Source organism: Luteimonas campi, from assembly GCF_051162505.1.
Classification (GTDB): domain Bacteria; phylum Pseudomonadota; class Gammaproteobacteria; order Xanthomonadales; family Xanthomonadaceae; genus Luteimonas.
This window is the reverse complement of sequence record NZ_JBNWEM010000003.1, coordinates 543,020-568,517: the sequence shown is the minus strand read 5'-3', so window position 1 is coordinate 568,517 and position 25,498 is coordinate 543,020. Positions and strand designations below refer to the sequence as shown.

Sequence of the window (25,498 nt, the reverse complement as noted above, 5' to 3'; positions counted from 1 at the left end):
AATCGTATCGTCACCCATCCAGCGGTCCGTTGACAAGTCCGGAGGGACTGCCATACTCACCCGTACGGTCAGGCCTGACACGGCGATTGGCGCTGCGCAGGCCAGCAACTTCTGGAGGCACATCGGATGAGCGTCGCCATTCCCTTCATCGCCCTGCTGCTCGTTGGCGCATTCGCGGCCTACCACCGCGCGCGCCTCCCCATCTGGGTAGCCCTGAGTGCCGCCGCGCTGGTCGGCTGCTGGTTCCTCGGCGCCGACCGCGACGCCACGGTGGTGGCCGGTGCGCTGCTTGCCCTGGTCGCGGTGCCGCTGCTGCTGCCGTTCGTGCGCAAGCCGCTGATCACCGCGCCGGCGCTGGGCTTCCTGCGCAAGGCGCTGCCGCCGCTGTCGCAGACCGAACGCATCGCGCTGGAAACCGGTTCGGTCGGCTTCGAGGGCGAACTGTTTTCCGGCGATCCGGACTGGAACACGCTGCTGTCCTACCCCAAGCCCGAGCTGACCGCCGAGGAGCAGGCTTTCCTCGATGGCCCGGTGGAAGAGCTGTGCCGGATGACCAACGAGTGGGAGATCAACCACGTCCACGCCGACCTGCCGCCGGAGCTGTGGGACTTCATCAAGCGCAACAAGTTCTTCGGCATGATCATCCCGAAGGAGTACGGCGGCCTGGGCTTCAGTGCGCTGGCGCACCACAAGGTGATCCAGAAGCTGTCCTCGGTGAGCAGCGTGGTCAGTTCCACCGTCGGCGTGCCCAACTCGCTCGGTCCGGGCGAGTTGCTGATGCACTACGGTACCCAGGAACAGAAGGACTACTACCTGCCCCGCCTCGCGGTGGGCCAGGAAGTGCCCTGCTTCGGCCTGACCGGCCCCTTCGCCGGCTCCGACGCCACCTCGATCCCGGACTTCGGCATCGTCTGCAAGGGCCAGTGGAACGGCGAGGAAGTCCTCGGCGTCAAGCTCACCTTCGACAAGCGCTACATCACGCTCGCGCCGGTGGCGACGATCATCGGCCTGGCCTTCCGCATGTACGACCCGGACGGGCTGATCGGCGACACCCGCGATATCGGCATCACCCTGGCGCTGCTGCCGCGCGACACCGACGGTGTCGAGGTCGGTCGCCGCCACTTCCCGCTCAACTCGCCGTTCCAGAACGGGCCGGTGCGCGGCAAGGAAGTGTTCCTGCCGCTGCAGCACTTGATCGGTGGCGTCGAGAAGGCCGGCTTGGGCTGGAACATGCTCAACGAATGCCTGGCCGTGGGCCGCTCGATCACCCTGCCCTCCACCGCCAGTGGCGGCGCCAAGTTCGCGGCCGTCGTGGGCGGCGCCTATGCGCGCATCCGCAAGCAGTTCGGCCTGTCGGTCGGCCGCTTCGAGGGCGTCGAGGAAGCGCTGGCACGCATCGGCGGCAAGGCCTACGCGATCAGCGCGCTTTCGCAGGCCACCGCGGCCGCGGTCGACCGCGGCGACGTGCCCTCGGTGCCGTCGGCGATCGCCAAGTACCACTGCACTTCGATGGGCCGCGAGGTCGCCAGCGATTTCATGGACATCGTCGGCGGCAAGGGCATCATCCTCGGGCCGCGCAACCTCGGCGGCCGCGCCTGGCAGGCCTCGCCGATCGCCATCACGGTCGAAGGCGCCAACATCATGACCCGCAGCCTGCTGATCTTCGGGCAGGGCTCGATCCTGTGCCACCCGTACATCATGAAGGAGATGAAGGCGGCGCAGGACCCCGACGGCAAGGCCGGCCTGGAGGCGCTGGACGATGCGCTGTACGCCCACATCGGCGGCGCGATCTCCAACGCGGTGCGCTCGTTCTGGTTCGGCCTCACCGGCTCGAAGATCGGTGCGGCGCCCGGCGACGACAATACCCGCCGCTACTTCCGCAGGCTCGACCGCTACGCCGCCAACCTGGCCCTGCTCACCGACGTGTCGCTGGGCGCGCTGGGCGGCAAGCTCAAGTTCAAGGAGTCGCTGTCCGGGCGCTTGGGCGACGTGCTCAGCCACTTGTACATGATGAGCGCGGTGCTCAAGCGCCATCACGACCTGGGCGCGCCTGAATCGGATCGCCAGCTGCTGGCCTGGGCCTTCCACAACAGCGCGCACCAGATCGAGCTGGCGCTGTCGCAGGCGCTGCGGAACTTCCCGATCAAGCCGCTGGGCTGGCTGCTGTGGCCGGTGGTGTTCCCGCTCGGCCGCCGCGCCGTGCCGCCGGGCGACCGCCTGAGCCACCGCGTGGCGGCGTCGCTGATGACGCCCAACGAGGCGCGCGACCGCCTGGCGCAGGGGGTGTTCCTGACCCCGTGCGAGAACAACATGGGAGGCCGCATCGACAGCTACCTGGCCAAGGCGATCGCCGCCGAGCCGGTGGAGCGCAAGTTCCTCAAGGCGCTCAAGGCCAGCGACATCGAGGCGCTGGACTTCGCCTCGCAGCTGGACGAAGGCGTGCGCGAGGGCTGGATCACCGCCGACGAGCGCAGGCAGCTGGAGGAACTGCGCGAACTCACCCTCGACACCATTACCGTGGACGACTTCGATACCCACGAACTGCGAGCCGCCAGCTACTACGACCTGCCGCAGCACAAGCGCCAGCCGCGCGAAGCGGCCTGACCGCGCTGCCCCCGGTCGCCCGCGCAATGCGGGCGACCGTCGAATCGTCGCCAACCAGCGGCCCGCCCCTGCGGGCGGGCCCGCCGCGGAATCCGCCATGACCTCGAACGTCCTCGCGCTGTACCGCTCACTGGAAGGCAAACCGGCCGGACGCTGGCTGTTCTCGCGCCTGGTGTGCTGGAAAGCGCCCTATTTCTCGAGCATCGCGCCGCGCATCGTGTCGCTGGCACCCGGGCGCGGCGAGGCCACGGTGCGTCACCGCCGTCGCGTCAGCAACCACCTCGGCACCGTCCACGCCATCGCCCTGTGCAACCTGGCCGAGTTCATCGGCGGCCTGACCACCGACGCCAGCATTCCCGCCACCATGCGCTGGATCCCGCGCGGCATGGCCGTGGAATACCTGAAGAAGGCCAGGGGCGCGATGCGCGCCGTCGCCGCGCCGCTGGAAGCGCCGCGCGAAGCCGCCGACGGCTATGAGCTGCCGGTGCGCGTCGAAGTCTTCGACCCCGCTGGCGAACTGGTGTTCCGGGCGACCATTCGCATGTGGGTTTCGCCGCGCCGCAGCTGAGGCGCGCGGCCGGCGGGGCCGGATCGGACATCGGGGAGGACTTTGGGATGTCGGTCGACACGATCCTCCTGCTCTGCGCCGTGCACAGCCTCGGCTTCGCCCTGTTCCATCTGGGCTTCTGGCGCTGGTTCGACTGGCCGCGCTCGCTGCTGCATGCGGGCGGCCCGAACCGCGCGATCGTGCAGATCGCCAACCTCCAGCTGGTCTGGGTCTTCGCCGGCGTCGGACTGCTGTGCCTGCTCTACCCCGCGGCGCTCGTGCATACGCCCCTGGGGCGCGCGATGATGGCCGGCATGTCGGCGTTCTGGCTGATCCGGCTCGCAGCGCAGTTCGTCTGGTTGCGGATCCATCATCCGCTGGTGCACGCACTCAGCGCACTGTTCGCGTGCGGCGCCTTGCTGTTCGCCTGGCCGCTGCTGCGCGCCTGACGCTCCGGCTCAGGCCGGGTCCGGCCTGGCTGCCGCCTCGCCCGCCGCAGGCCTGGCTGCGCGTTCCGGCGGCAGCTTCGCCTCCTCGCGCAGCAGCCGCCAGGCGCTGAAGGTCATGCCGGAGGCGATCACCAGCCCCGCGCTGAACACCACGTTCGAACCGAACGCCGCCAGCAGCTTGTGCAGCCAGACGAAGGCCAGGTCGCCGCCGCGGTAGATCACCGTGTCGATGGCCGCGCCGGCCTTGTAACGCCACTCGCGGCCCACACGCGTGTAGATGGTCTCACGGGCCGGTTTGGCCAGCGAGAACTCGCTGGCGCGGGTGACCACCTGCACGATCGCCACCATCAGCGGCAACGGCGAAGCCGACAGGACCGAGAAGCCGAGGATGATCGCCGCGCCCGGGATCAGCAGCGCCGGCGCGATGCCGAAGCGCGACATCAGCGCGCGGGTAACCAGCAACTGCACCACCAGGGTCAGCGAGTTCACGGCGAGATCGAGCGTGGAGAAGAACGCCGCGCGTTCTTCGGCGGTCGCGAAGGCGGTGCGGGCGATCCGGTTCTGCTCGTTGTACAGCAGGGTGCCGATGCCCACACCCAGCACCACCATCAGCGCCAGCCAGCGCAGCAGCGGCTCGCGGGCGATGAGCTTGAGCCCGGCCAGCACCTCGCCCCCCATCGGCGTCTCGCCGCTGGCCTGGCCGCGCTCGGCCTCGCGCGCCACCGCATACCGCCGCAGCCGCAGGATGCAGACCACGCACAGGCTCAGCAGCACGGCCGACACCAGCATCATATTGGGGATGCCCACGCGCTCGACCAGCGCCCGGGTCAGGATCGGGCCGACGAAGGCGCCGATCGTGCCCGCCGCTCCGATATAGCCGTAGTACCGCCTGGCCTCGACGTTGCTGTAGACGTCGGCCATGAAGCTCCAGAACACCGCGACCGCGAACAGGTTGAACACCGTCAGCCACAGGATGAAGGCCAGCCCGCGCCCCGCCATGCCGCTGTCGAACATCGCGTAGAACAGCAGCAGGGTGGCGATGAAGAAGCCGTAGATCACCGGCAGGAACACGCGGCGCGCGAAGCGGCTCACCAGCCAGCCGTAGACCGGCTGCAGCAGCAGCATGATCACGAACACGGCGGTGAAGATGAACTGCAGCGTGAACTCGCCCAGGGCTACGCCACGCTCCGCGAAGAAGCCGATCAGCGCAGGCGGGAACACCGCTTCGATATCGCTGGAAGCCGCCATCGCCTCGCGCACCGGGCGCAGCACGTAGTAGCCGCTGAGCAGGCAGAAGAAGTACAGGAACGACCACAGCAGCGGCGGGGATTCGGCGAACGCCGCGCGAAACCTCGCGGCCCGGCCCGCAGGGACGTGGTGTTCGGCTGCGCTGCTCATCTGGGTTCCACGCGTGGGGCGCGCAAACGGTAGCCGAATGCGGCGGCGCATTCCAGCAGCCGAGCATATGCTCTAGGCCCGCGCCCTACCTTCCCGCGGATGCGCAGCCGGCCCGCCACCACGCCCACGTTCGACTACATCGTCGTCGGCGCAGGATCGGCCGGCTGCGTTGTCGCCAGCCGGCTCTCGGAAGATCCGGACGTGCGCGTGCTGCTGCTCGAGGCCGGTCCGCGCGACTGGCATCCGTTCATCCACATGCCCGCGGGCCTGGCGCGCCTGGTCCACCGCAGGGACATCAACTGGAACTACAGCACGGCGTCCGAGCCCGCGCTGGACGGGCGGACACTGTGGTGGCCGCGCGGCAAGGTGCTGGGCGGCTCAAGCTCCATCAACGCCATGTGCTACATCCGCGGCGTGCCGAGTGACTACGACCACTGGGCTGCGCTCGGCGCCAGCGGCTGGCACTGGAACAACGTGCTCCCCTGGTTCCGCCACAGCGAGGGCAATACCCGCGGCGGCGATGCCCTGCATGGGGCCGATGGGCCGCTGTCGGTGTGCGACCTGCGACACGTCAATCCACTGTCGCAGGCATTCGTCGAGGCGGGCGTCCAGGCCGGCTTCGCGTGCAACACCGACTTCAACGGCGCCGTCCAGGAAGGCGTGGGCCTCTACCAGGTCACCCAGTCCGAGGGTGCGCGTTGTTCGGCCGCCACCGCCTACCTGTGGCCGGCGCGGAGGCGCGGCAATCTTCGCATCCTGAACGGCGCCCAGGCGCAGCGCATCACGTTCGAGCGCGGTCGCGCGACCGGCCTGGTGTACACCGCGCAAGGCCGCGCATTCCACCAGCCCGCGGCACGCGAGGTGATCCTGTGTGGCGGCACGATCAACTCGCCGCAGCTGCTGATGCTGTCGGGCATTGGCCCGGCCGCGGACCTGCGGCGGCACGGCATCCGCGTGCAGCACGACGCACCGGGCGTCGGCGCCAACCTGCAGGACCACCTCGACATCTGCACGCTGCGCCAGGCCACCCGGCGCGTCTCCTACGACCGCGCCAGCGAGCTGCGCCTGGCCTTCGACTATTACCTGCGTGGCAGACGAGGCGCGGACTCCAGCAACATCGCCGAGGCCGGCGGCTTCGTGCGTTCGCCGCTGGCGCCGGACGAGCGCGCGGACATCCAGCTCCACTTCGTGCCGGCGATGCTCGAAGACCACGGCCGGCGCCGCCTGCCCGGCGATGGCTATACCCTGCACGCCTGTTTCCTGCGTCCGCGCAGCCGCGGCCGCATCACGCTGGCCAGCGACCGCGGCGGCGATGCGCCGCGGATCCAGGCGAACTATCTATCCGATGCGGAAGGGTTCGACCTGCGGATGATGGTCGAATGTGCGCGGATCTCGCGCGAGATCCTGGCCCAGCCGGCGTTCGCGCCCTACCGCGGCGGCCCGATCCAGCCTGTCCGCGACGATCTGGACGACGAAGGACTGGCGCGTTTCGTCCGCGCCCGCGCCGAAAGCGTCTACCACCCGGTCGGCACCTGCCGGATGGGCAGCGACGAAATCGCGGTGGTGGACCCGGAGCTTCGTGTCCACGGCGTCGAGGGCCTGCGCGTGGTCGACGCCTCGGTGATGCCCACCCTGCCCGGCGGCAACACCAATGCACCCACGATCATGATCGCCGAGCGCGCATCGGCGCTGATCCGCTGCGCAGATCGATAGGGCACGACAGCGGGTGGCAGATGGAGTCCCCTTGCGCGGGCGACTCAATGCTCCAGCATCGGCGGCAGCGGGCAGTGCAGCACGCCGCAGATCGTGCGCAGCAGCTCCGACTCGGCGACCGAGATCCGGCCGTCGTGGGAGGCCGCGTCGGTAATCGCCTCCACCGCCAGCTGCTTGGCCAGCGGGTCGAGCGCGTCCAGCGCATCCCACACCGCATCCAGCGCCAGCACGCCTTCGGCAGGCGGCGCATAGGGAAGATGGTCGCGCGGCAGCACGCGCTGCATGCCGGCGAGGTAGGCGCGACGCGCACCGTCCGGATCCCCGGGATGCCCGGCCTGCGCCACGACCGCCAGCAGGATGGAAAACTCCTGGCGCACATTGCCCGGCTTGCGTCGGCCGAAGCGCGCGTAGCGGGCGGGATCGAGCGCTTCGCGCAGCTGCACTTCCAGCAGGCGGCCAAGACAGTACTCGAACAGGCTCACGCGGCCGTCGGCGTGCACGATGGCATGCACGGTGTCGAGGTAGGTCGCCAGCTCGGGACGCGGACGCAGCCGCATCGTCGGGAAAGCGAGCGCGGCCAGCGGCATGCGCAAGGCCGGATGCAGCGCGCGCAGATGCTCCTCGCGCAGTCGCCGCGCTTCCGCCGCGGCCTGCACGCCGAGCCTCGCCACGATCTCGCTGCGCTGGCGGTCGGCGACATCCGCATCGTCGTCGAGCAGCAGGCCGAGCAGCAGGGCTCCCGCGGCATCGCGCTGGCCGGCCAGCGCACGCAGCGCCGGTGGCATGGAGGCGACGATCGCGTCGGCGCGCCGGTAGTCGTCCTCGCGCGGATCGGCGACCTGGGACGCGACCATCGGCGGGGTGACGTCGAGCCTTGCAGAGGCGAGCGGCAACGCACCGCGCCCCGCCGCGACCAGCCCCATCTGCATGTCCTCGTCCAGCCCGCTTGGCGGAACCGCCAGCCACTGCGCCCTCAGCCGCTCCAGGCTTTCGGGCTTGAACGACGGCTCCAGCGCCTGGATCCGCTGCAGCACCGGCGGATGGGTGGCGAACAGTCCGCTCAGCCCGGTGCCGTCGCCGAACAGCATGTGGCTGACTTCCTCCGCATCGGCGCGCTCGGCCAGTCGCGAGCCATCGTGCAGGCCGGCGATCTTTTTCAGTGCACCCGCCAGGCCGCTCGCCTGGCGCGTGAACTGCACCGCGGACGCATCGGCCAGCACCTCGCGACTGCGGCTGACCGCTGCCTTGATCATGCGCCCGAAGAACAGCCCCACATAGCCCACCAGCAGCGCGATCAGCGCGGCCACCAGGACCGGCATCGCCCCGCGCCCGCGCACGCTGCCACCGTGCTGCAGGATCTTGCGGCCGATCAGGCCCAGCATCAGGATGCCGAAGAGCACGCCGATCAGGCGGATGTTCAGCCGCATGTCGCCATTGAGGATATGGCTGTACTCGTGGGCCACCACGCCCTGGAGCTCATCGCGATTGAGCCGGTCGAGCGCGCCGCGGGTCACCGCGATCACCGCATCGGAGGTCGAGTAGCCGGCCGCGAAGGCGTTGATGCCCGGCTCGTGCTCCATCACGTAGACCTTGGGCACCGGCACGCCCGAGGCGATCGACATCTCCTCGACCACGTTGCGCAGCCGGCGCAGATGCAGGTCGGTGGTGTCCTCGGGCACGGGCACGCCGCCCATCTGCAGCGCCACCGATTCGCCGCCGCCGCGCAGCGACGCCACGCGGTACAGAGAGCCGATCCCGATCACTCCCAGTGCCAGCAGGGTCGAAAGCGCCAGCAGCACCGGATCGCCCCCGAACACCAGCAGCACGCCCACGTCCACCGCCACCACGATCCCGACTACCGCCAGCGCGAACAGCAGCACCAGCCGCGACGTATTGCGGCGCGCCTGCGCCTGGCGTTCGAAGAAGTTCATCGGGAGCCGGGATTCGGGATTCGGGATTGGGGACTCGGAAGATCAGGAGCGCGCGCCGGGACTCGGACAGCAGGCGCGACCTGCCGCTCTTCCGAATCCCCAATCCCGAATCCCGGCTCCCGGCTCCTCAGAACTGCACCTTCGGCGCTTCGCGCACCTCCGCGCGGTCGGCCGGGATGTCGAGCAGGGCGGCCGGCGCGAAGTTGAACATGCCCGCGACGAGGCTGGAGGGAAACACCTCGCGCCTGTTGTTGTAGGCCATCACCGAGTCGTTGTAGGCCTGCCGGGCGAAGGCGACCTTGTTCTCGGTGCTGGTCAGTTCTTCCGTGAGCTGCATCATGTTCTGGTTGGCCTTGAGGTCCGGATAGGCCTCCGCCACCGCCAGCAGCCGGCCCAGCGCGCTGTTGAGCATGCCCTGCGCCTGCCCGAGTTCGGCCATCGCCGCCGGATCGCCGGGGCTGGCCTTGGCCGCGGAGAGGCCGGACACCGCCGCACCGCGCGCGGCAATCACGGCCTCGAGCGTCTGCCGCTCGTGGGCCAGATAGCCCTTCACGGTCTCGACGAGGTTGGGGATCAGGTCGAAGCGGCGCTGCAGCTGCACGTCGATCTGCGCGAAGGCATTCCTGAACGCGTTGCGGGCGGTCACCAGGCCGTTGTAGATACCGATGCCCCAGCCGCCGAACAGCACCGCGATTCCGACCAGGATCGCCAGCAGAATCAATCCACTCACGAAGATTCCTCCCCTTGTTCATGCAACTGCGGAAACAGGCGCATATGATCGCCTGCAGCGAGAGCATACGCAGGGGGCAGTCCCGATGAAAGCGAACCTTCCCCGGCCGCGCAGCACACGCCTGCATCGCGCATTGCTGCTCGGCCTGCTGCCGGCGATCGCCCTGACCGTCGCCGCGCAGACACCGCTGCCATGGACCAGTGACGCGCCGGTCGCGGCGGATGTGACGCCGGCACCGATCACGCCGGTGGTCCCGGCCGACCGTCCCGCGCCGCTGCCGGCCGAGGTCAAGCGCCTGCCGCTGGCCGAAGGCTTCGACGTGCGCCTGTTCGAGGCGATGGCCCAGGACCTGGTCGCCAACCAGCGCGTGCCCGGCATGGCGATGGCGATCGTGCACAACGGCCAGGTGCTCAGCGCGCGCGGCTACGGCATCACCGACGTCTCCAATGCCGAGCCGGTGGACGCGCACACCGTGTTCCGCCTGGCTTCGCTGTCGAAATCGTTCGCCGGCACCGTGACCGGCATGCTGGTGGCCGAAGGCGCGCTGCGCTGGGACAGCCGCGTGGCCGACTTCATGCCCAGCCTGCAGTTCGCCGATCCCACCGCCGCGCAGCGGCTCACGGTGGCGGACGTGCTCAGCCACCGCGTGGGCCTGCGCCATCACACCTACGACCGCGACATCGAAAGCAATGCCGAATACCACAGCCTGGTGCAGCGGTTCGCGGCCGTGCCCATGGCATGCGGCCCGGGCGAATGCTACGGCTACCAGAACGTCGCCTTCAGCCTGGTGGGCGACGTGGTGTTCGCCGCCAGCGGGCAGTTCTACAGCGAGTCGGTGGCGCGTCGCATCTTCAAGCCGCTGGGCATGAACGACGCCAGCCTGGGCCTCGACGGCATCACCGCCAGCCCGCGCTGGGCCAAGCCGCACGTGCGCGCCGGCGGCGGCTGGAAGTCGCTGATGCCCAAGCCCACCTATTACCGGCTGGCGCCGGCGGCCGGGGTCAACGCCAGCGCCGCCGACATGGCGCAGTGGCTGCTCGCCCAGGGCGGTCACCGCCCGGACGTGCTGCCTGCGCCCCTGCTGGCCACGCTGCAGGCGCCGATCGTGGGGACGCCCGGCGAGATCCGCGGCAGTTCCTGGCGACGCGAGCGCCTGAACTCGGCCGGCTATGGTCTGGGCTGGCGTGTCTACGACTACGCCGGCCACCGCCTGGTCTTCCACGGTGGCGCGGTGCAGGGCTATCGCGGCCTGATGGCGATGCTGCCCGAGCGCGACCTCGGCGTGGTGGTGCTGTGGAACAGCAACAGTTCGCTGCCCTCCGGCCTGCTGCCGACGATCCTGGACCGGGCGATCGGCCTGCCTGCGCAGCAGTGGCTGGATGTCGACATCGACATGGAAACGCTCTACGCCTCCGACGGGGCCGAGCCGCCGGCGCATGGTGGTCCGCAGTCGGACCGTGCCCAGGCCCAGCCGGACTGAGCCCGCCGCGTCTCGTTCTGCCGCACTGCAGGCGTGCCACGACGCCGACCGCCGCGCAGTGGTGGTCGCTGAAACCTGTGACCAAGACGAGCGATCGCGGCCTGGTGTTCCGCGCGTGGTTTCGACGCGGGTAACGGTGGCCGCACAGTCGCCCGACCTTTCGCCGATGCGGTTTGGCCAGACGCGAGGAGGACGGGGTGCCGCTACCACCCCGGCAGCACTGCGCCTGACGCGTGGCCAGCAGCGGCCTCGCCTTGCCCGAAGCCGGAAGATGCATCGTCGGCGAAACTTGCACCGCCCTCCGGAGCGCCGGCTCATCGCCCGCTGACGCGAATGGACATCCAGCAGTCGGTCGCCAGACACCTGGCGGAGCGCTGTGCGATCACCTGCCGGCGGGGCATGGCCCTGCAGGCCGATCCGTCGGGGACCGCGGCCCGTCACTCACTCGCCGGTCGCGCGTCGCCAAGCGGCAGTCCCAAAAAAAACTCCCTCTCCGCCTGGGCACGCGGAGAAGGAGCTTCGGTTACGGCTGATCGGGGATCAGATCAGGGGCGTCGGCATCGGCGGCATGGCCACAGCGGCACCCTTCTTGGCAGTCCGCTTCTTGGCTGCCTTCTTGGTGGTCTTCTTCGCAGCCGCCTTCTTGGCGGTCTTCTTGGTGGTCTTCTTCGCGGCCTTCTTGGCAGGACGCTTGGTGGCCTTCTTGGCGACCTTGCGGGTCGACTTCTTCGCCGCCTTCTTGGCTACCTTCTTCTTGGCGGCCTTCTTGGTGGTCTTCTTGGCCGCCTTCTTGGCGGTCTTCTTGGCGGCCTTCTTGGCTACCTTCTTGGTGGCAGCCTTGCGGACGGTCTTCTTGGCGGCCTTCTTGGTCGCCTTCTTGGCTACCTTCTTCTTCGCGACCTTGGCGGTCTTTTTGGCAGGTGCCTTGGTCGCCTTCTTGGCGACCTTCTTCTTTGCAGCTTTCTTCGCGGCCATGGGATGGCTCTCCTCGTCAGTTGACTTGCAGTACGACTGCCCAGTGGTCAAGCAGCACGCGGGTATCGGACCCGCGCACAACCGCCGGCGCGCGACGCGCGCCGGAACGGATACGGCAGGGACAACGCGCTCGGGGGAACGCAGTCCCGGTAACACGAAAACACCTGCGGCCCGGTGCGGCGCAGGTGTCTGGAAAAGGGTGGTCTGGTTTTCGCAGCGGAGACGGTGCCTTCATCCACCTTGTAGAAGTTCGGGGCGGAGGTGTTTTTTTTGCTGCGCGTTTTCGCTGTGTACTGACTCACTCGCTTCTGCGGCAACCGTCTGTTGGGCGAAACCTAATCACGGTTTTTTCGGCTGTCAACACCCCGCGTCGCGAATTCTTCGCGGCGCGTGCACGGACGTCGGCCAGGCGCACGCAGCCGGAGCATCGCCACCACCGTGCGAAACCTTCCCGCATCTTCGCCGTCGCACGACACGCGCGAAACGAAAGCGCGAAAAACAAGTGTGTTTTGAAAATTCCGCTCTGGATTCGCCACGCGCCACGCGTCGTCGGAACGCACGCCCGGCACGTCGCCGCGCGCGTCCGTCGGGAGCGCGACGGCAGTTGAACGGAAGGTTTCGGAAGGTCGCGTTGCGCGGCGCACAACGGGCGTTTGCGCCGAAAGTGCGCAAACTTTTTCGAGGTGGGTGATGCCTTCGAAAGCAGCAAGCGAGGTTCGTGGCGTCGGTCCGGGGCGGACCTGTCGCGTTCGCGGATGTGTCGCGCGTGCCGCGTTCACCGGAAGCGAACGCCGCGGTAAACCCGGCGACGTCCGCTTCGGCGGCGGGCGATGCGCCCGCCGCGTGAGCGATCAGTGATCGTCTTCCTCGAGCAGTTCGGCGTAGTCGTCCGGCTCGAGCAGGTCGTTGAGCTGGTCGGGTTCGCTGAGCTCGACCACGTACAGCCAGCCCTCGCCGTAGGCGTCCTCGTTGATCGTCTCGGGCTTGTCGGCCAGCGCGCTGTTGACCGCCGTCACCGTGCCCGACACCGGCGCATAGACGTCCGACGCCGCCTTGACCGATTCGACCACCGCGCATGCGGTACCGGCCTCGATGCTGTCGCCGACTGCGGGCAGTTCGACGTACACCAGGTCGCCCAGCAGGCCCTGGGCGTGGTCGGAAATGCCGACGGTGACCTTGCCGTCGCCTTCGACGCGCGCCCACTCGTGGGACTTCAGGAACTTCAGGTCGCCAGGGATCTCGCTCATCGTGGACTCCGCTCTCGTACGGGCTTCAGGGGAAGGGGCGGCTAGTGTAGCCAAGCCCGGCGCCGGCACCGCAACCGCCGCCGGCCGGACCGGGTCAGAGGGCCTTGCCGTCGCGGACGAAGGGGAACCGCACCACCCGGACCGGCACTTCGCGGCCACGGATGTCGACCCGCACGCCGGAGGACACATCGCCCGCGGGCACCCGCGCGAACGCGATCGCCTTGCCGAGCGTGGGCGAGAAGGTCCCCGAGAGGATCTCGCCGTCGCCGCCCGCGGTCAGCACGCGCTGGCCGTGGCGCAGCACGCCCTTCTCGTCCATCACCAGCCCGATCATCTGGCGCGGGGCGCCTTCGCGCTTGTGCTGTTCGAGCAGCGGGCGGCCGATGAAGTCGCGGCCATCGTCCAGTGCCACCGTCCAGCCGAGCGCGGCTTCGAAGGGCGACACCGATTCGTCCATGTCCTGGCCGTAGAGATTGAGGCCGGCCTCCAGGCGCAGGGTGTCGCGCGCACCGAGGCCGGCAGGCTTGACCCCGGCCGCCAGCAGCGCCTCCCACAGGGCGACCGTACCGGTCGCGGGCACGATCACCTCGAAGCCGTCCTCGCCGGTGTAGCCGGTGCGGGCGACGAACAGGTCGCCGAAGCGCGTGCCGGCGACATCGCGCGCGGCGAACTTGCCGAGGGCGCCGACCGCGGCCGCATCCTCGCCACCGATCAGGCCCAGCACCCGCTCGCGTGCGTTCGGACCCTGCACGGCGATCATCGCCAGGTCTTCGCGTTCCCGCACCTCGACGCCGAACGGTTCGGCCTGCGCGCCGATCCAGGCCAGGTCCTTCTCGCGCGTGGAGGCGTTGACCACCAGGCGGAACCAGTCCTCGCTCAGGTAGTAGATGATCAAGTCGTCGATGATGCCGCCCCGCTCGTCCAGCATGCAGGCGTACAGGGCCTTGCCCGGCTGCTTGAGCTTGTCCACGGAGTTGGCGACGAGCCTGCGCAGGAACGGGCGCACCTGCGCGCCGTGGAGGTCGACGACGGTCATGTGGCTGACGTCGAACATGCCTGCGTCGCGGCGCACCTGGTGGTGCTCGTCGATCTGGGAGCCGTAGTGGATCGGCATGTCCCATCCGCCGAAATCGACCATCCTGGCGCCGAGGGCGCGATGGCTGTCATTGAGAACGGTCTTGCGGGTCATGGCGCGATCCTGTTGCGGGAGTGCGCCGATTATCCCAGAACGCATCGCCCCCGGCCGTCGCGGTCGGGACGCTCAGTGTCGATGGGCGTGGGGATGGCCGTGGTGATCGTGTCCGCCGTGGGCGGCATGGGTGCCGTCGGAACCGGTCGCGTCGCAGCCGTGCCCATGGCAGTCGCCCGCGCCCTCGATCTGCAGGGTGGCATGCCCGATGTCGAAGCGCCGCAGCAGCAGCGCCGCCGCCCGGTGGCGCAGCTCGCGCGAATCCGCCGAGGCGTCCACCACCAGGTGCGCGGTCATCGCCGCCTGGCTGGAGGCGAGCGCCCACACGTGCAGGTCGTGCACGCCCGCCACACCGGGCAGCGTAGTCAGCGCCGCCCGCACCTCGTCGAGATCGATCCCGTCGGGGACGCCCATCATCAGCACGTTGCCGGCCTGGCGCATCAGCGTCCAGGCGCGCGGCAGCACCCACAGCCCGATCGCCACCGCGATGGTCGGGTCGGCCAGCTGCCAGCCGGTGAAGTGGATCACCAGCGCGGCCAGGATCACCCCGACCGAGCCGAGCATGTCGGCCCACACTTCCAGGTAGGCGCCACGGACGTTGAGGCTCTCGCCGCTGCCGGCATGCAGCAGGCGCATCGCGACCAGGTTCACCGCCAGCCCGGCGATGCCCACGACGAGCATGCCAAGGGTTGCGACCTGCGGCGGCTGCAGGAAGCGTTGCACCGATTCCCACAGGATGTAGCCGGCCAGCCCGAACAGCAGCAGGCCGTTGAGCATCGCGCCCATCGCCTCGGTGCGCACGTAGCCGAAACTGCGCCTGGCGTCGGGCGGGCGGCGCGAGAGCCGCACCGCGACCAGGGCGATGGCCAGGGCGAGCGCATCGGTCGCCATGTGGGCGGCATCCGACAGCAGGGCCAGGCTGTTGGTGGCGAAGGCGGCCGCCAGTTCCACCAGCATGAAGGCGACAATGAGTCCGAGCGCCCACCACAGGGGCTTCTCGTGACGGATGCTGGCGGCGCTGGCGTGGTCGTGGTCGTGTCCCATGGCCGGGCACGCTAGCGATCGCGGCGGCTGTTACACAATCGCCCATGCCCAGGGCAGCGCGCGCCGGTGCCCAGAGACAGCGACTGCGTCCCGGGTCCGGGCGTGCTTATCAGCAAGGCGGAGCCGACGCGGTGCGCCGATCCGGCGCCCGCCAGGTTTACGCCGGCTCCACCCGCAGCGCCACGCCATCGGTGCCCACCACGCGCACCGGCGTACCCGCCGCCAGATCCGGGCCTTCGACCACCCAGAACGCATCGCCGATCTTGACCCGCCCGCGCCCGGCGACGATGGCCTGCTCGAGCGGCACCACGCGTCCGATGTGGTGCGAGGCACGCCGGTTGAGGGTGGGATGGTCGCTCTCTCGGCCGCGACCGCGGAACCACTTCCGATAGACCTGGATCGACACGAAGCTCAGCACCACGAAGGCCGCGACCTGCGCCAGCAGCGGGATGCCGGGAATCGCCAGCACCGCCAGGAACACCGCGACCGCGGCGAAGGCCATCCACAGCATGAAGGCGCCGGGCGCCAGCGCCTCGGCGGCGAACAGCAGCAGCGCGACCGCGGCCCACGCAACGACGTCCCAGCGCAACTCCATGGTTCAGTCTCCCGCGGGGAAGCTGGCGCGGTTGGGCGCCGGGTTCCGCGGCGCCGCCTGCTGCTTGCCGAGCGCTTCCTTGGCGAGTTCGGCGACGCCCGCGATCGAGCCGATGATGCCGCTGGACTCCATCGGCATCAGCACGAACTTCTGGTTGGGCGCGGTCGCCAGCTTGCCGAACGCCTCCACGTACTTCTGCGCGACGAAGTAGTTGATCGCCTGCACGTCGCCCTGCGCGATCGCATCGGAGACCATGCGCGTGGCGTTAGCCTCGGCCTCGGCCAGGCGCTCGCGCGCCTCCGCCTCGCGGAACGCGGCCTCCTTCTCGCCCTCGGCCTCGAGGATCGCCGCCTGCTTCTCGCCCTCGGCGCGCAGGATCGCCGATTGGCGATGACCCTCCGCCTCGAGGATCACCGCGCGACGCTCGCGCTCGGCCTTCATCTGCCGGGCCATGGAGTCGACCAGGTCGCGCGGCGGCTGGATGTCGCGGATCTCGATGCGGGTGACCTTCACGCCCCAGGGATTGGTGGCGTGGTCGACCACGTTGAGCAGCTGCGCGTTGATGGTCTCGCGCTGGCTCAGCGATTCGTCCAGGTCCATCGAGCCGATCACGGTGCGGATATTGGTCTGCACCAGCGCGATCATCGCGATCTCGAGGTTGGCCACCTCGTAGGCGGCCTTGGCCGCGTCCAGCACCTGGAAGAACACCACGCCGTCGACCTTGACCACCGCGTTGTCCTTGGTGATCACGTCCTGGCTGGGCACGTCCAGCACCTGCTCCATCATGTTGACCTTGCGGCCCACCCCGTAGACCACCGGGATCAGGAAGTGCAGGCCCGGCGTCATGGTGTGGGTGTAGCGACCGAAGCGCTCCACCGTCCACTCGTAGCCCTGGGGCACCATCCGCACCGTCTTGAACAGGATCACGATGCCCGCCACCAGCAGCACCGCGGTCAGGAACATGCCTCCACCCATGGGACTTCCCCTCGTTCGCGTGATTTCCAGTATAGGTCGGTGACGGCGCCGCCGGGCCGGATGTGACGCCCCTGACCGATGCCACGCGCCCGGCCGCTGCCGGGGCTGCGACCCTTTCCGCCCCGGCAGCATCCTTGTCCGTACATGCCGCCCGAAACGCCAGCGCACTCCAGCTTCGCCATCGATGTGCCGGGCACCCTGCTGGCCCGCGCGCGGGCGGGCGAGCGCGCGGCCATCGAGCAGCTGTATCGCTGGTTCGAACGACCGGTGTTCACGCTGGCGCTGCGCATCTGCGGCGATCGCGAGGAGGCCTCCGAGGTGCTGCAGGACACGATGCTCAAGGTGATCGACAGGGTCCACGGCTTCCGCGGCGAGAGTCCGTTCTGGGGCTGGCTGCGGCAGATTGCGGTCAACGAGGCGCTGATGCGGCTGCGACGCGTGCGCCTGCATCCCGACGGGCTGGACCTGGACCTGCACGAACCGACGGACGAGGTGACCCCGTCACCGCCGGCAGCCGCCGATGCCGCCGCCCTGCAGCGCGCGCTGGCGTCCCTGCCCGCGCCGACCCGCAGCGTGCTGTGGCTCTACCACGCCGAGGGCTATACGCATGAGGAGATCGGCGCACTCATGGACCGCACCACGAGCTTTTCCAAGTCGCAGCTCGCGCGCGGCACCCGCCGCCTGCGCGCGCTGCTCGAGCCGGAATCGTTCCCGGCACAGGAAACCACGCATGCCTGAGCACCGCTCCCAAGTTCCCCGCGACTGGCGCGAAGCCTTCGCGGCCCTGCCCGAGGAATCCGCGCCGCCGGGCGGCTGGTCCGCGTTGTCGGCGAGGCTCGACGCGCGACTGCCCGCCGGCGCCTCGCCTCGGCGACGCCGTGCACGCTGGCCCATGTGGGCGTCGGGCGCGGCGGCGCTGGCACTGGCGATCGCGCTCCCCTGGCGCGACCAGGTCGAACCGGCAGGTCCCGCTGCCCCCGACCCCGCCACGATCGCGGCAGCCCCGACCGATCCGCTCGAACAGTTGCAGCTCGAATCCGCCCAGCTGGAAGCGCTGCTGTCCTTCGCCCGCGATGACCGCGTGTCCAGCGCGACCGCCGCCCTGCTCGCCGACGCGTACGAGACCCGGCTCGCAGCCATCGATGCGGCGCTGGTCCAGCCCGGGCTCAGCCGAGAGGCGCAGCTGTCGCTGTGGCAGCAGCGGGTCGAAGGCCTGCGCGGACTCAGCGGCTTCGAAAGCAATCGCCGCTGGCTCGCCGCCCAGGGCACGCGCTACGACGGCGCCCTGGTCCTCGTCGACTGACTCCTCACTTTTTCCGGGACTCCATCATGACCACCAAGCCTCCTGTCCTGCTGACTGCCGCCCTGGCCGCGCTGCTGGCCGGCACCGCCTGGGCCAGCGATCCCGCGCACGACTCCGCGGCCAAGGAACTCGCGCAGGCCCAGGAAGCGTTGCGCAAGGCCGCGCAGCGCGTGGCCGAACTCTCCAGCCAGCGGGGCGACATCGCCGCGGATGCGCGCGAGCGGATCGCGCGGGCCCGCGCCCGCCCGATGATCGGTGTCCTGCTGGATGGCGACGACCAGGCGGGTGTGCGCATCACCGGGGTGACCCCGGACGGTGCGGCTGCAAAGGCCGGACTGCGCAGCGGCGACCGGCTGCTGACGGTGGACGGCACGCCGATCCTGGGCAGCAGCGGTGAACTGCGCGTGGAGAATGTGCGCAAGCTGCTGGGCGCCCTGCAGGCCGGCAAGCCCACGCGCCTGGGCTACGAGCGCGACGGCCGCAATGCCAGTGTCTCGGTCACGCCACAGGCGCGCACGCGCGCGCTGGCCTTCACCACCGGCGACGGCGGCCGCCTCGAATGGCTGGACGATGGCCAGCTCGATCGGGCGATCGCGTCGGCCAGCGAAGGACTCGACGCCGGCCTGCTGGCCCTGCAATCGGTGCCGGGAATCGCACCCGAGGTGCGGCGGGAGATCATCCGTCTCGGCCGCCTTGGTGCCCACTGCGACGATGCGGACTGCACGGCCCCGCGGCTGGCCTCCGCATTCCGCTGGAACGGGCTGAACCTGGCGGCGCTCGATCCGCAGCTGGGGCGCTACTTCGGTACCGACCGTGGTGTGCTGGTGCTCTCGACGGGCGAGCTCGAAGGCCTGCAGGCGGGCGACGTGATCCAGCGTGTCGATGGCCGGGCGGTGACCACCCCGCGCGAGGTGATGGCGCAGTTGCGCGGCAAGGACGCGCAGGCGCGGGTCCAGGTGGAGTATCTGCGCGATCGCAAGCGCGGCAGTTCCCAGCTCGTCGTCCCGAAGCTGGCGTGGCCGCCGCCGGCACCGCCCGCGCCACCGGCACCGCCCGCGCCACCGCGGCCGAGCCGCGCGCCTTCCGTTCCACCTGCCCCGCCTGCCCCGCCCGCGCCGCCACGGGCGCCGAGCGTCGCACTGGCGGCGATGGATGTCGGGATGAAATCCGCGGGAGGCGGGACGGCAGTCCCGCTGGGACGTCCAGGCGGCATCGGCTCAGTCGTCATCATGCCCGCATGAACCGGCAGGCGGGTCCGGACGGCATCGCGTGACCCGACGCGGCCGCTCTCCGATCGCCGCGCCAGCGCGCGGCGTCGGGATCGGCCACGCCATGGCGCAACGCTGGTGGCGACAGTCGGCCAATGCCGCACCGGCACGATACGCCGGCGCGGCGGTTCCGCCGCGACCGACACTGCCGGCCCCGCTCATGCACCGTCCTCGCCTGCTCCGGCCGCGAGCTGCGCGTCCGCCGGCACCACCCATTCGTCGAACACCTGGTCGATCTCGGCATCTCCCACACGTCCACCCGCCTGCACCGCGCTGGCCTGGGTGAACAGCGGCACGATCATCGCCATGCCATCCACCTTCGTCTTCATGCGCAGGCCTGAAGGGTGCGCCAGCGCCCGGTCCCAGCGCGCGCGCACCCGCGCCCAGTACTCGCGCGTCGCGTTCCAGTAGGCGTACGCAGGTGCGAAATCGACGTCCGTGTCCCTGCGGTAGTCGTTGAAGCCGAACTCGCGCGCGATGGTGCGCTCGGTGCTCCCGTCGACGCGGCGCACGGTCTTGGTATTGTCCTGTTCGTGGGTCCAGCCGCCGGGCACGATGGTGTGGCGGTTCTCCACGTTCATCGCGTTGTAGTCTTTCCTTCTGGTGTATTCGCGGCGCGGCAGCGGTCGCCAGCTGCGATCGGAGGTCCAGGTGGAGACGCCGTAGCGGTGGTTCCAGCGGCCGGTGCCGCAGTAGCGCGGCGCGTCGCTGACCTCGTACACGCACTGGGTCCAGGCGCCGCGGGTCCGGTCGGCGGGAATCGGACGCATGCGCCAGGTCTGGTCGGCGGCGAACTCCCAGCGCTGCGGCGCCTCGTAGGTCCAGTCCTGCCGCCAGTGCTTGGTGACATGGCCGCTGCGGGCGTCGACCAGGATGTGCTGCAGCACGATGCGCCCGGGCGCGTCCTCGACCACGATCACCACTTCGTCGCCGCCGCTGCGCTGTGCCGGCGCGCGTTCGTAGCCCGGCGCCAGCAGCACCGTCTCGTCGAAGGCGAAATCGACCTGGTATTCGCCCTGCATGGCGAGGATGGCCTCGCGGTCGCGCGCAGGGTCTCCCATGTGGTCCTGGGCGTGGGCGGTCGCGACGCACAGGGCAAGGCCCAGGCTGGCGGCAAGCAGGCGTGTCGGCATGGCGGCAGGCTCCGGTGGGCTGGCGGAAGGAAGGCGGTCGTTCGCGTCTGGCGTGGTGCGCATCACCACTCCAGATTCAGGCTGGCGGAGAGATTGCGGCCCGGCGCGGTGTAGCGGTCCACGCTGGCGCTGGCGTCGGACACCAGCGGCACGCTGCCGGCGGGCCAGTATTTGCGGTCGCCCAGGTTGAACACGCCGACGTGGACGCGGGCGCCGGGCGCGAAGCGCCAGTGCGCGTACAGATCGAGTACGGCGTGGCCCGGCGACTGGAAGTAGCGGCTGCCCGCGGGCGCGGGCGGCAGGCGGTCGCGGCGTCCGGCAAAGCGCCCGGACAGGGTGGCGCCCCAGTCGGCGCGCTCGTAGCCCAGCCCCAGGGTGGCGGTCAGCGGGTCGACCGTGTCCAGCGCCGCGCCGCTGTCGCGGTCCTCGCCGCGCGACCAGGCGGCGGCGCCGTGCAGCGACCAGCCGTCCAGCGACGTGGCGAGAGCGCCGAGTTCGATCCCGGCCTTCAGCTCCAGGCCTTCGATCTGCGCGCTGGCGACGTTCCGCGACTGGTACAGCATCAAGCCCGCGTCGTTGAAGCCGACGAAGCTGAAGGACTCGATGAAATCCTCGTAGCGGTTGTGGTACCCCGCCAGGCTGGCGTGCGCGGCGCGGCCGCGGTAGCGCAGCCCGAGCTCCAGGCCATCGCTGGTCTCGGGGCGCAGATCCGGATTGGGAATGGCGGTGTACCCGAACATGACGTTGGTCAGGCCGATGTTGACGTCGGCGTAGGGCGGCGAGCGGAATCCGCGCGCGTAGCCGCCGAACAGCGACCAGGCGCCGCCGAAGTGCCAGACCGCGCCCAGTCGCGGCGACACGCTGGTCTCGCGCAGGCCCACCACCGCCACCCCCGGATTGTCTTCGCTGAAGATCGGATCGCGCTGCGGCGTGAGCTCGTAGTAGTCCACGCGGACGCCCGGCACCAGCCGCAGTGCGCCGTCGGCCAGGGCGATCTCGTCCTGCAGGTACAGCGCCGCGCTGGTGGTGCGGCTGATCGGGAAGTCGCGCACCGGGAATACGTCAGGCAGCATCACCGGCGTCTGTACGCCGGTCAGCGGGAACGTGCGCAGGCCGTCGCGCTTCTGCCTGGTTCGCGTGCGCGAGACGTCCAGCCCCCAGGCCAGATCGTGGACCGTGCGCGTTCCGAGGGACTTGCGGAAATCGAGCTGCAGGCCGACCAGCCGCTGCTCGAAGTCGAAGCTGCGCTCGCGCACGTCGTGCAGGGTGGGCGCGGGCAGCGCGCGTTCCTCGACCGTGAACTGGGTGGTCTCGCTGTCCTGGCGGTAGAGCTGCCAGTCGATGGCGTCGGCGAAGCCGTCGAGACCGTCGATCGCGTGCGACAGGGACACGCGCGCACGGGTCTGGCGGTCGCGCGCATCGACACGCAGGTGGTTCGCGCCGGTCAGCGGCTGCACGCCGCGCGCGGTCAGCAGTTCGGTATCGGCCAGGTCCTCGTTGCCTTCGACGGTCAGGCGCAGGCGCTGCCGCCCGGACGGTGCGTACACCAGCTTGGCCAGCAGGCTGCGGCCGTCGCGCTCCTGCGGGTTCGGTTGCGTACGCGCGTTGCCGGTACCGCCGACCTCGCCCATGTTCTCGGTGGCCTGGCCCTGGCGGTGGCCCAGCGCGAGCATGCCTGACCAGTGCTCGCCGCCGCCAGCGGCGGTCGCCCCGGCGAACAGGCCGTTCCAGTCGCTCTCCACGCCGAGCTTGAGTCCGAAGTAGACGTCACGTCCGCCGGCGAGATAGTCGGACGGGTCGCGGGTGATGAACGACACGGTGCCGCCCAGCGCATCGGAGCCATAGAGCGAACTCGTCGGCCCGCGCACCACCTCCACGCGCTCGAGCGTGTCGAGGTCGACGAAATTGCGATTGGCATTGGAGAAGCTACCGATCGCGAACGCGTCCGGGACCGCGATCCCGTCGGTCTGGATCCGCACCCGGTTGCCGCCGAGCCCACGGATGCGGATGTCGCCGATCCCGAAGCGGCCGAAGCTCTCGCCCACGCTGACCCCGGGTTCGTAGCGGAACAGGTCGCGCAGGTCGCGCACGAGGTGCCGGTCCATCCGCTCGCGGGTGAGCACATCGACGGTATTGGGCACGTCCGCGGCGTCGCGCCCGGTGCGGGTGGCGGTGACCACGACCCGGTCGAGTTCGGTGGCGGCGGCAGCGGTCGCGGTGTCGGCGGCGGCTGGACCCGGCAGCAGCGCGGCCAGGGCAAGGGCAAGCGGGGTGTGGCGCATCGGCAGTCTCGAAGATGAAGCGGTTCGAGGCTGGCTGGCGTGCGTCCCGGAACGGGTGCGCGGCGTGCGGGCGTGGACGCGGCGCAGGGCGCGCCGCGACGGCTTACTTGGTGAGGATCAGCTTGTCGTTGCGGGTGTGGCGCAGACGGTAGATCTCGTTGCCGTGGCGGATGCGCACCTCGCGCTGGCCGTGCAGCAGGCGCAGGCTGTCGAGTTCGACGGTCGGCGCGTGCGCGTTTGCGCGCGGCTGGTCGTGCCCGAGGGTCGACGCATCCGTGGTCGGCAGGGAGGGTTCGTAGCTCAGCAGCATCGCGGGACTCCTCGGCGGGCGGGAATGAGGATGCTAATGATTCTCATTGGACTGTCAACCGCCGCTGGTCGGCCGGGCCATCCCGCTAGCGGGTGGCGCACTCCAGTCGACGCCAGACGGGCTCGTCGAAACGGTCCACCAGCGCCAGGGCGCCGAGGTTCTCGCGCAGCTGCGCGGTGGAACTGGCGCCGAGGATCACGGTCGAGACGTGCGGGTTGACGAGGCACCAGGCGATCGCCAGTTGCGAGGGCCCCACCCCCATCTCGCCGGCCAGTGCGGTGAAACGCCGGGCGCGCTCCAGCCGCGACGTCCAGCGCGCCTGGTCGTGCACCGGGCTGTGTTCCCCGAGATGGGCGAAGCGGCTGCCTTCCGGCACGCCGTCGTTGTACTTGCCGGTCAGCAGGCCCGAGGCCAGCGGCGACCAGATGGTGGTGCCCAGCCCGTGTTCGGCGTACAGCGGCGCGTACTCCAGCTCGACCCGGTCGCGATGCAGCAGGTTGTACTGCGGCTGCTCCATCGTCGGCGCATGCAGGTGGTGGCTGCGCGCGACCTGGATGGCTTCGCGGATCAATGCCGCCGGCCATTCTGAGGTGCCCCAGTACAGCACCTTGCCCTGCCTGATCAGCGCGTCCATCGCCCATACCGTTTCGGCGACCGGCGTGTCGGGGTCCGGCCTGTGGCAGAAGAACAGGTCGAGGTAATCCACGCGCAGACGTCGCAGCGCGTCGTGGCAGGCATCGCGCACGTGCTTGCGCGACAGCCCCACCTGGGTAGGACGCGGATCGGCCGCCGAGCCGAAGCGCACCTTGCTCGATACGCAGAAACCGTCGCGCGGCAGGCGCAGGTCGGCGATCACATCGCCGATCACGCGCTCGGCCTCGCCGTGCGCATAGTTCTCGGCGTTGTCGAAGAAGTTGACGCCGCTGTCCCAGGCCAGCGCGACCAGCTCGCGCGCCTCGCCACGCCCCAGTCGCGTGCCTGCGGTCAGCCATGCGCCCAGCGACAATGCCGAGAGCCGCAGGCCCGAACCCCCCAGTCGTCTATAACGCATCACGCTTGCTCCGGTCTCGCGGTCACGGTGGACAGTCTATGCGAGGCGGCTGCGCGGCAGCGGGCGTCGGCGCGGTATGCTCGCGCGGCGATCCCGCCCGCCCCTGCCGCCCGGATGCACGAACCCGTCCTACTCAAGCGCGTGCTCGCCACCCTCTTCGGCCGCCCGGACGAGGTGATGCTCGAACTCGGCGCCGGCGGCGAACTGCTGGTGGCCAAGCTGCGCGCCCTGCTCTCGCTGCTGGTGCTGGTGCTGCCCCTGGCGGCGGCGCTGGATGGTGCGGAGACCACCCGCACCCTGGTCGGACTCGGCGCAGCGGTATTCGTCAACATCATGGCGCAGGTGTGGCTGGCCCTGGCCCGCGACCACCGTCGCCACCACTGGCTGCCCTACGCCACCGGCGCCTGGGACATCACCGCCACCACCGGAGTGTTGTTGATGCTCTCGCTGGACGAGCCGGCGGCCGGCCTCGACAGCCTGGTGGTGTGGTGCTTCTATCTGTTCGCGATCGCCCTCACCGCGCTGCGCAGCGACGGCCGCCTCACCGCCTTCGTCGGCGGCCTGGCGATCGTGCAGTACGCCGTGCTGGCGTTCGCGGTGCTCTCCTTCGGGCCGGCCGCGGTGCCGGCGCTCAACGGCGAGACGCCCTCGCTGTCCGCACAGGGTCAGCGGCTGCTGCTGCTGGCGATGATGACCCTGCTCACCAGCACCATCGTCTACCGCATGCAGCGCCTGATCGAGCTGTCCGGACGCGATGGACTGACCGGCGTACCCAACCGCGCCTGGCTGCTGCAGCGGCTGCCGCGGATGTTCGAGGCGGCGCGGCGCGACGGCCGCACGGTGACCATCTGCCTGGTCGACGTCGATCACTTCCGCCGCGTTTATGAGCAGATCGGGCACATCGGCGGCGACCGCGCGATCCGCCATATCGCCGATCACCTGGCCGGCATGCTGGGCGAGGACGAGCACCTGGCGCGGATCGGCGGCCAGGAGTTCGTGCTGGTGCTGCTGTGCCCGATCGGCAGCGCCTGGGAACGGATCGACCGCTATCGGCGCAGCCTGGCGGCCCAGCCCTTCCCCACCGAACGCGGCGGCGAACCGGTCACCCTCGCCTTCAGCGCCGGCCTGGCCGCATTTCCGCAGGACGGCGCCAGCGCCTCGGCCCTGCTGGGCAGCGCCGACCGCCGCCTGCAGGAAGCCAAGCGCACCGGCCGCAACCGGGTGGTCGCGCGCGACGCATAGCGGCTGTCAGCTGCGCGGACGCGTGTCGACGG

22 protein-coding genes are annotated in these 25,498 nt (G+C 70.1%); 9 read left to right on the top strand and 13 right to left on the bottom strand.

Annotation, left to right across the window (positions count from 1 at the left end):
- The first annotated feature begins 126 nt into the window (after nt 1-126).
- From ACQYVW_RS12490 to ACQYVW_RS12480, 3 genes are all read left to right on the top strand, one after another.
- Nucleotides 127-2,604, top strand: a complete 2,478-nt coding sequence (locus ACQYVW_RS12490) for an acyl-CoA dehydrogenase (protein WP_434947194.1) — start codon at nt 127-129, stop codon at nt 2,602-2,604.
- Between the two features lie 97 nt (nt 2,605-2,701).
- A complete protein-coding gene (locus tag ACQYVW_RS12485) occupies nt 2,702-3,172 on the top strand; it encodes a hotdog fold domain-containing protein (protein WP_434932786.1) in 471 nt (156 codons plus the stop codon).
- Nucleotides 3,173-3,219: 47 nt separating this feature from the next.
- The gene (locus ACQYVW_RS12480) at nt 3,220-3,600 is read left to right on the top strand and encodes a hypothetical protein (RefSeq protein WP_434932787.1); all 381 of its coding nucleotides are present in this window, start codon (nt 3,220-3,222) and stop codon (nt 3,598-3,600) included.
- 9 nt (nt 3,601-3,609) lie between these two features.
- Here ACQYVW_RS12480 and ACQYVW_RS12475 read toward each other — a convergent pair whose 3' ends face one another.
- Nucleotides 3,610-4,998, bottom strand: coding sequence for an NTP/NDP exchange transporter (locus ACQYVW_RS12475; protein ID WP_434932788.1), 1,389 nt, complete (start codon nt 4,996-4,998; stop codon nt 3,610-3,612).
- A gap of 99 nt (nt 4,999-5,097) precedes the next feature.
- Between ACQYVW_RS12475 and ACQYVW_RS12470 the strand changes: the two genes are divergently transcribed.
- Nucleotides 5,098-6,711, top strand: a complete 1,614-nt coding sequence (locus ACQYVW_RS12470) for a GMC family oxidoreductase (RefSeq protein ID WP_434932789.1) — start codon at nt 5,098-5,100, stop codon at nt 6,709-6,711.
- A 44-nt stretch (nt 6,712-6,755) separates the two neighbouring features.
- Here the strand turns inward: ACQYVW_RS12470 and ACQYVW_RS12465 are convergent, their stop codons facing one another.
- A complete protein-coding gene (locus ACQYVW_RS12465; RefSeq protein WP_434947193.1) occupies nt 6,756-8,642 on the bottom strand; it encodes a M48 family metallopeptidase in 1,887 nt (628 codons plus the stop codon).
- A gap of 127 nt (nt 8,643-8,769) precedes the next feature.
- Nucleotides 8,770-9,372 carry a LemA family protein gene (locus ACQYVW_RS12460; RefSeq protein WP_434947192.1) on the bottom strand — a complete coding sequence of 201 codons (603 nt, stop codon included), beginning with the start codon at nt 9,370-9,372 and terminating at the stop codon, nt 8,770-8,772.
- An 85-nt stretch (nt 9,373-9,457) separates the two neighbouring features.
- Between ACQYVW_RS12460 and ACQYVW_RS12455 the strand changes: the two genes are divergently transcribed.
- On the top strand, nt 9,458-10,852 hold the full coding sequence (locus tag ACQYVW_RS12455) for a serine hydrolase domain-containing protein (RefSeq protein ID WP_434932792.1): 1,395 nt from the start codon (nt 9,458-9,460) through the stop codon (nt 10,850-10,852).
- Between the two features lie 540 nt (nt 10,853-11,392).
- Here the strand turns inward: ACQYVW_RS12455 and ACQYVW_RS12450 are convergent.
- The 6 genes from ACQYVW_RS12450 to ACQYVW_RS12425 all read right to left on the bottom strand — a co-directional run bounded on the left by ACQYVW_RS12450 (nt 11,393) and on the right by ACQYVW_RS12425 (nt 16,877).
- Nucleotides 11,393-11,827: a hypothetical protein gene (locus tag ACQYVW_RS12450; RefSeq protein ID WP_434932793.1), complete on the bottom strand. Its 435-nt coding sequence runs from the start codon at nt 11,825-11,827 to the stop codon at nt 11,393-11,395.
- Nucleotides 11,828-12,678: 851 nt separating this feature from the next.
- Nucleotides 12,679-13,074, bottom strand: a complete 396-nt coding sequence (gcvH, locus tag ACQYVW_RS12445) for a glycine cleavage system protein GcvH (RefSeq protein WP_434932794.1) — start codon at nt 13,072-13,074, stop codon at nt 12,679-12,681.
- A 94-nt stretch (nt 13,075-13,168) separates the two neighbouring features.
- Nucleotides 13,169-14,263, bottom strand: coding sequence for a glycine cleavage system aminomethyltransferase GcvT (gene gcvT / locus ACQYVW_RS12440; protein WP_434947191.1), 1,095 nt, complete (start codon nt 14,261-14,263; stop codon nt 13,169-13,171).
- A gap of 72 nt (nt 14,264-14,335) precedes the next feature.
- A complete protein-coding gene (locus ACQYVW_RS12435) occupies nt 14,336-15,307 on the bottom strand; it encodes a cation diffusion facilitator family transporter (protein ID WP_434947190.1) in 972 nt (323 codons plus the stop codon).
- 157 nt (nt 15,308-15,464) lie between these two features.
- On the bottom strand, nt 15,465-15,896 hold the full coding sequence (locus ACQYVW_RS12430; RefSeq protein ID WP_434947222.1) for an NfeD family protein: 432 nt from the start codon (nt 15,894-15,896) through the stop codon (nt 15,465-15,467).
- Between the two features lie 9 nt (nt 15,897-15,905).
- A complete protein-coding gene (locus tag ACQYVW_RS12425; RefSeq protein WP_434947189.1) occupies nt 15,906-16,877 on the bottom strand; it encodes an SPFH domain-containing protein in 972 nt (323 codons plus the stop codon).
- Nucleotides 16,878-17,021: 144 nt separating this feature from the next.
- On the opposite strand from ACQYVW_RS12425, the gene ACQYVW_RS12420 reads away from it, so the two are divergent.
- From ACQYVW_RS12420 to ACQYVW_RS12410, 3 genes are read left to right on the top strand one after another with little or no spacing between them, the layout of a single operon-like run.
- The gene (locus tag ACQYVW_RS12420) at nt 17,022-17,615 is read left to right on the top strand and encodes an RNA polymerase sigma factor (protein ID WP_434947188.1); all 594 of its coding nucleotides are present in this window, start codon (nt 17,022-17,024) and stop codon (nt 17,613-17,615) included.
- Nucleotides 17,608-18,180: a hypothetical protein gene (locus tag ACQYVW_RS12415; RefSeq protein ID WP_434947187.1), complete on the top strand. Its 573-nt coding sequence runs from the start codon at nt 17,608-17,610 to the stop codon at nt 18,178-18,180. Before ACQYVW_RS12420 ends, ACQYVW_RS12415 begins: the two co-directional genes overlap by 8 nt.
- Nucleotides 18,181-18,206: 26 nt before the next feature.
- The gene (locus ACQYVW_RS12410; RefSeq protein WP_434947186.1) at nt 18,207-19,421 is read left to right on the top strand and encodes a PDZ domain-containing protein; all 1,215 of its coding nucleotides are present in this window, start codon (nt 18,207-18,209) and stop codon (nt 19,419-19,421) included.
- 185 nt (nt 19,422-19,606) lie between these two features.
- Here the strand turns inward: ACQYVW_RS12410 and ACQYVW_RS12405 are convergent, their stop codons facing one another.
- The 4 genes from ACQYVW_RS12405 to ACQYVW_RS12390 form a co-directional block, all read right to left on the bottom strand.
- On the bottom strand, nt 19,607-20,581 hold the full coding sequence (locus ACQYVW_RS12405; protein ID WP_434947185.1) for a DUF6607 family protein: 975 nt from the start codon (nt 20,579-20,581) through the stop codon (nt 19,607-19,609).
- A gap of 62 nt (nt 20,582-20,643) precedes the next feature.
- The gene (locus ACQYVW_RS12400; protein WP_434947184.1) at nt 20,644-22,863 is read right to left on the bottom strand and encodes a TonB-dependent hemoglobin/transferrin/lactoferrin family receptor; all 2,220 of its coding nucleotides are present in this window, start codon (nt 22,861-22,863) and stop codon (nt 20,644-20,646) included.
- Nucleotides 22,864-22,966: 103 nt separating this feature from the next.
- Nucleotides 22,967-23,173, bottom strand: coding sequence for a hemin uptake protein HemP (hemP, locus tag ACQYVW_RS12395; RefSeq protein ID WP_434936098.1), 207 nt, complete (start codon nt 23,171-23,173; stop codon nt 22,967-22,969).
- An 85-nt stretch (nt 23,174-23,258) separates the two neighbouring features.
- Nucleotides 23,259-24,224, bottom strand: a complete 966-nt coding sequence (locus ACQYVW_RS12390; RefSeq protein WP_434936099.1) for an aldo/keto reductase — start codon at nt 24,222-24,224, stop codon at nt 23,259-23,261.
- Nucleotides 24,225-24,338: 114 nt separating this feature from the next.
- On the opposite strand from ACQYVW_RS12390, the gene ACQYVW_RS12385 reads away from it, so the two are divergent.
- Nucleotides 24,339-25,466, top strand: coding sequence for a GGDEF domain-containing protein (locus ACQYVW_RS12385; RefSeq protein ID WP_434936101.1), 1,128 nt, complete (start codon nt 24,339-24,341; stop codon nt 25,464-25,466).
- Nucleotides 25,467-25,498 lie beyond the last annotated feature (32 nt).

What these genes read in the sequence shown, in the direction of transcription:
- ACQYVW_RS12450 (WP_434932793.1), bottom strand. Translation starts at nt 11,827, where the DNA reads ATGGCCGCGAAGAAAGCTGCAAAGAAGAAGGTCGCCAAGAAGGCGACC.
- ACQYVW_RS12390 (WP_434936099.1), bottom strand. Translation starts at nt 24,224, where the DNA reads ATGCGTTATAGACGACTGGGGGGTTCGGGCCTGCGGCTCTCGGCATTG.
- ACQYVW_RS12400 (WP_434947184.1), bottom strand. Translation starts at nt 22,863, where the DNA reads ATGCGCCACACCCCGCTTGCCCTTGCCCTGGCCGCGCTGCTGCCGGGT.
- hemP (WP_434936098.1), bottom strand. Translation starts at nt 23,173, where the DNA reads ATGCTGCTGAGCTACGAACCCTCCCTGCCGACCACGGATGCGTCGACC.
- ACQYVW_RS12425 (WP_434947189.1), bottom strand. Translation starts at nt 16,877, where the DNA reads ATGGGTGGAGGCATGTTCCTGACCGCGGTGCTGCTGGTGGCGGGCATC.
- gcvH (WP_434932794.1), bottom strand. Translation starts at nt 13,074, where the DNA reads ATGAGCGAGATCCCTGGCGACCTGAAGTTCCTGAAGTCCCACGAGTGG.
- ACQYVW_RS12405 (WP_434947185.1), bottom strand. Translation starts at nt 20,581, where the DNA reads ATGCCGACACGCCTGCTTGCCGCCAGCCTGGGCCTTGCCCTGTGCGTC.
- ACQYVW_RS12470 (WP_434932789.1), top strand. Translation starts at nt 5,098, where the DNA reads ATGCGCAGCCGGCCCGCCACCACGCCCACGTTCGACTACATCGTCGTC.
- ACQYVW_RS12435 (WP_434947190.1), bottom strand. Translation starts at nt 15,307, where the DNA reads ATGGGACACGACCACGACCACGCCAGCGCCGCCAGCATCCGTCACGAG.
- ACQYVW_RS12480 (WP_434932787.1), top strand. Translation starts at nt 3,220, where the DNA reads ATGTCGGTCGACACGATCCTCCTGCTCTGCGCCGTGCACAGCCTCGGC.
- ACQYVW_RS12420 (WP_434947188.1), top strand. Translation starts at nt 17,022, where the DNA reads ATGCCGCCCGAAACGCCAGCGCACTCCAGCTTCGCCATCGATGTGCCG.
- ACQYVW_RS12410 (WP_434947186.1), top strand. Translation starts at nt 18,207, where the DNA reads ATGACCACCAAGCCTCCTGTCCTGCTGACTGCCGCCCTGGCCGCGCTG.
- ACQYVW_RS12385 (WP_434936101.1), top strand. Translation starts at nt 24,339, where the DNA reads ATGCACGAACCCGTCCTACTCAAGCGCGTGCTCGCCACCCTCTTCGGC.
- ACQYVW_RS12490 (WP_434947194.1), top strand. Translation starts at nt 127, where the DNA reads ATGAGCGTCGCCATTCCCTTCATCGCCCTGCTGCTCGTTGGCGCATTC.
- ACQYVW_RS12465 (WP_434947193.1), bottom strand. Translation starts at nt 8,642, where the DNA reads ATGAACTTCTTCGAACGCCAGGCGCAGGCGCGCCGCAATACGTCGCGG.
- ACQYVW_RS12415 (WP_434947187.1), top strand. Translation starts at nt 17,608, where the DNA reads ATGCCTGAGCACCGCTCCCAAGTTCCCCGCGACTGGCGCGAAGCCTTC.
- ACQYVW_RS12475 (WP_434932788.1), bottom strand. Translation starts at nt 4,998, where the DNA reads ATGAGCAGCGCAGCCGAACACCACGTCCCTGCGGGCCGGGCCGCGAGG.
- ACQYVW_RS12485 (WP_434932786.1), top strand. Translation starts at nt 2,702, where the DNA reads ATGACCTCGAACGTCCTCGCGCTGTACCGCTCACTGGAAGGCAAACCG.
- gcvT (WP_434947191.1), bottom strand. Translation starts at nt 14,263, where the DNA reads ATGACCCGCAAGACCGTTCTCAATGACAGCCATCGCGCCCTCGGCGCC.
- ACQYVW_RS12455 (WP_434932792.1), top strand. Translation starts at nt 9,458, where the DNA reads ATGAAAGCGAACCTTCCCCGGCCGCGCAGCACACGCCTGCATCGCGCA.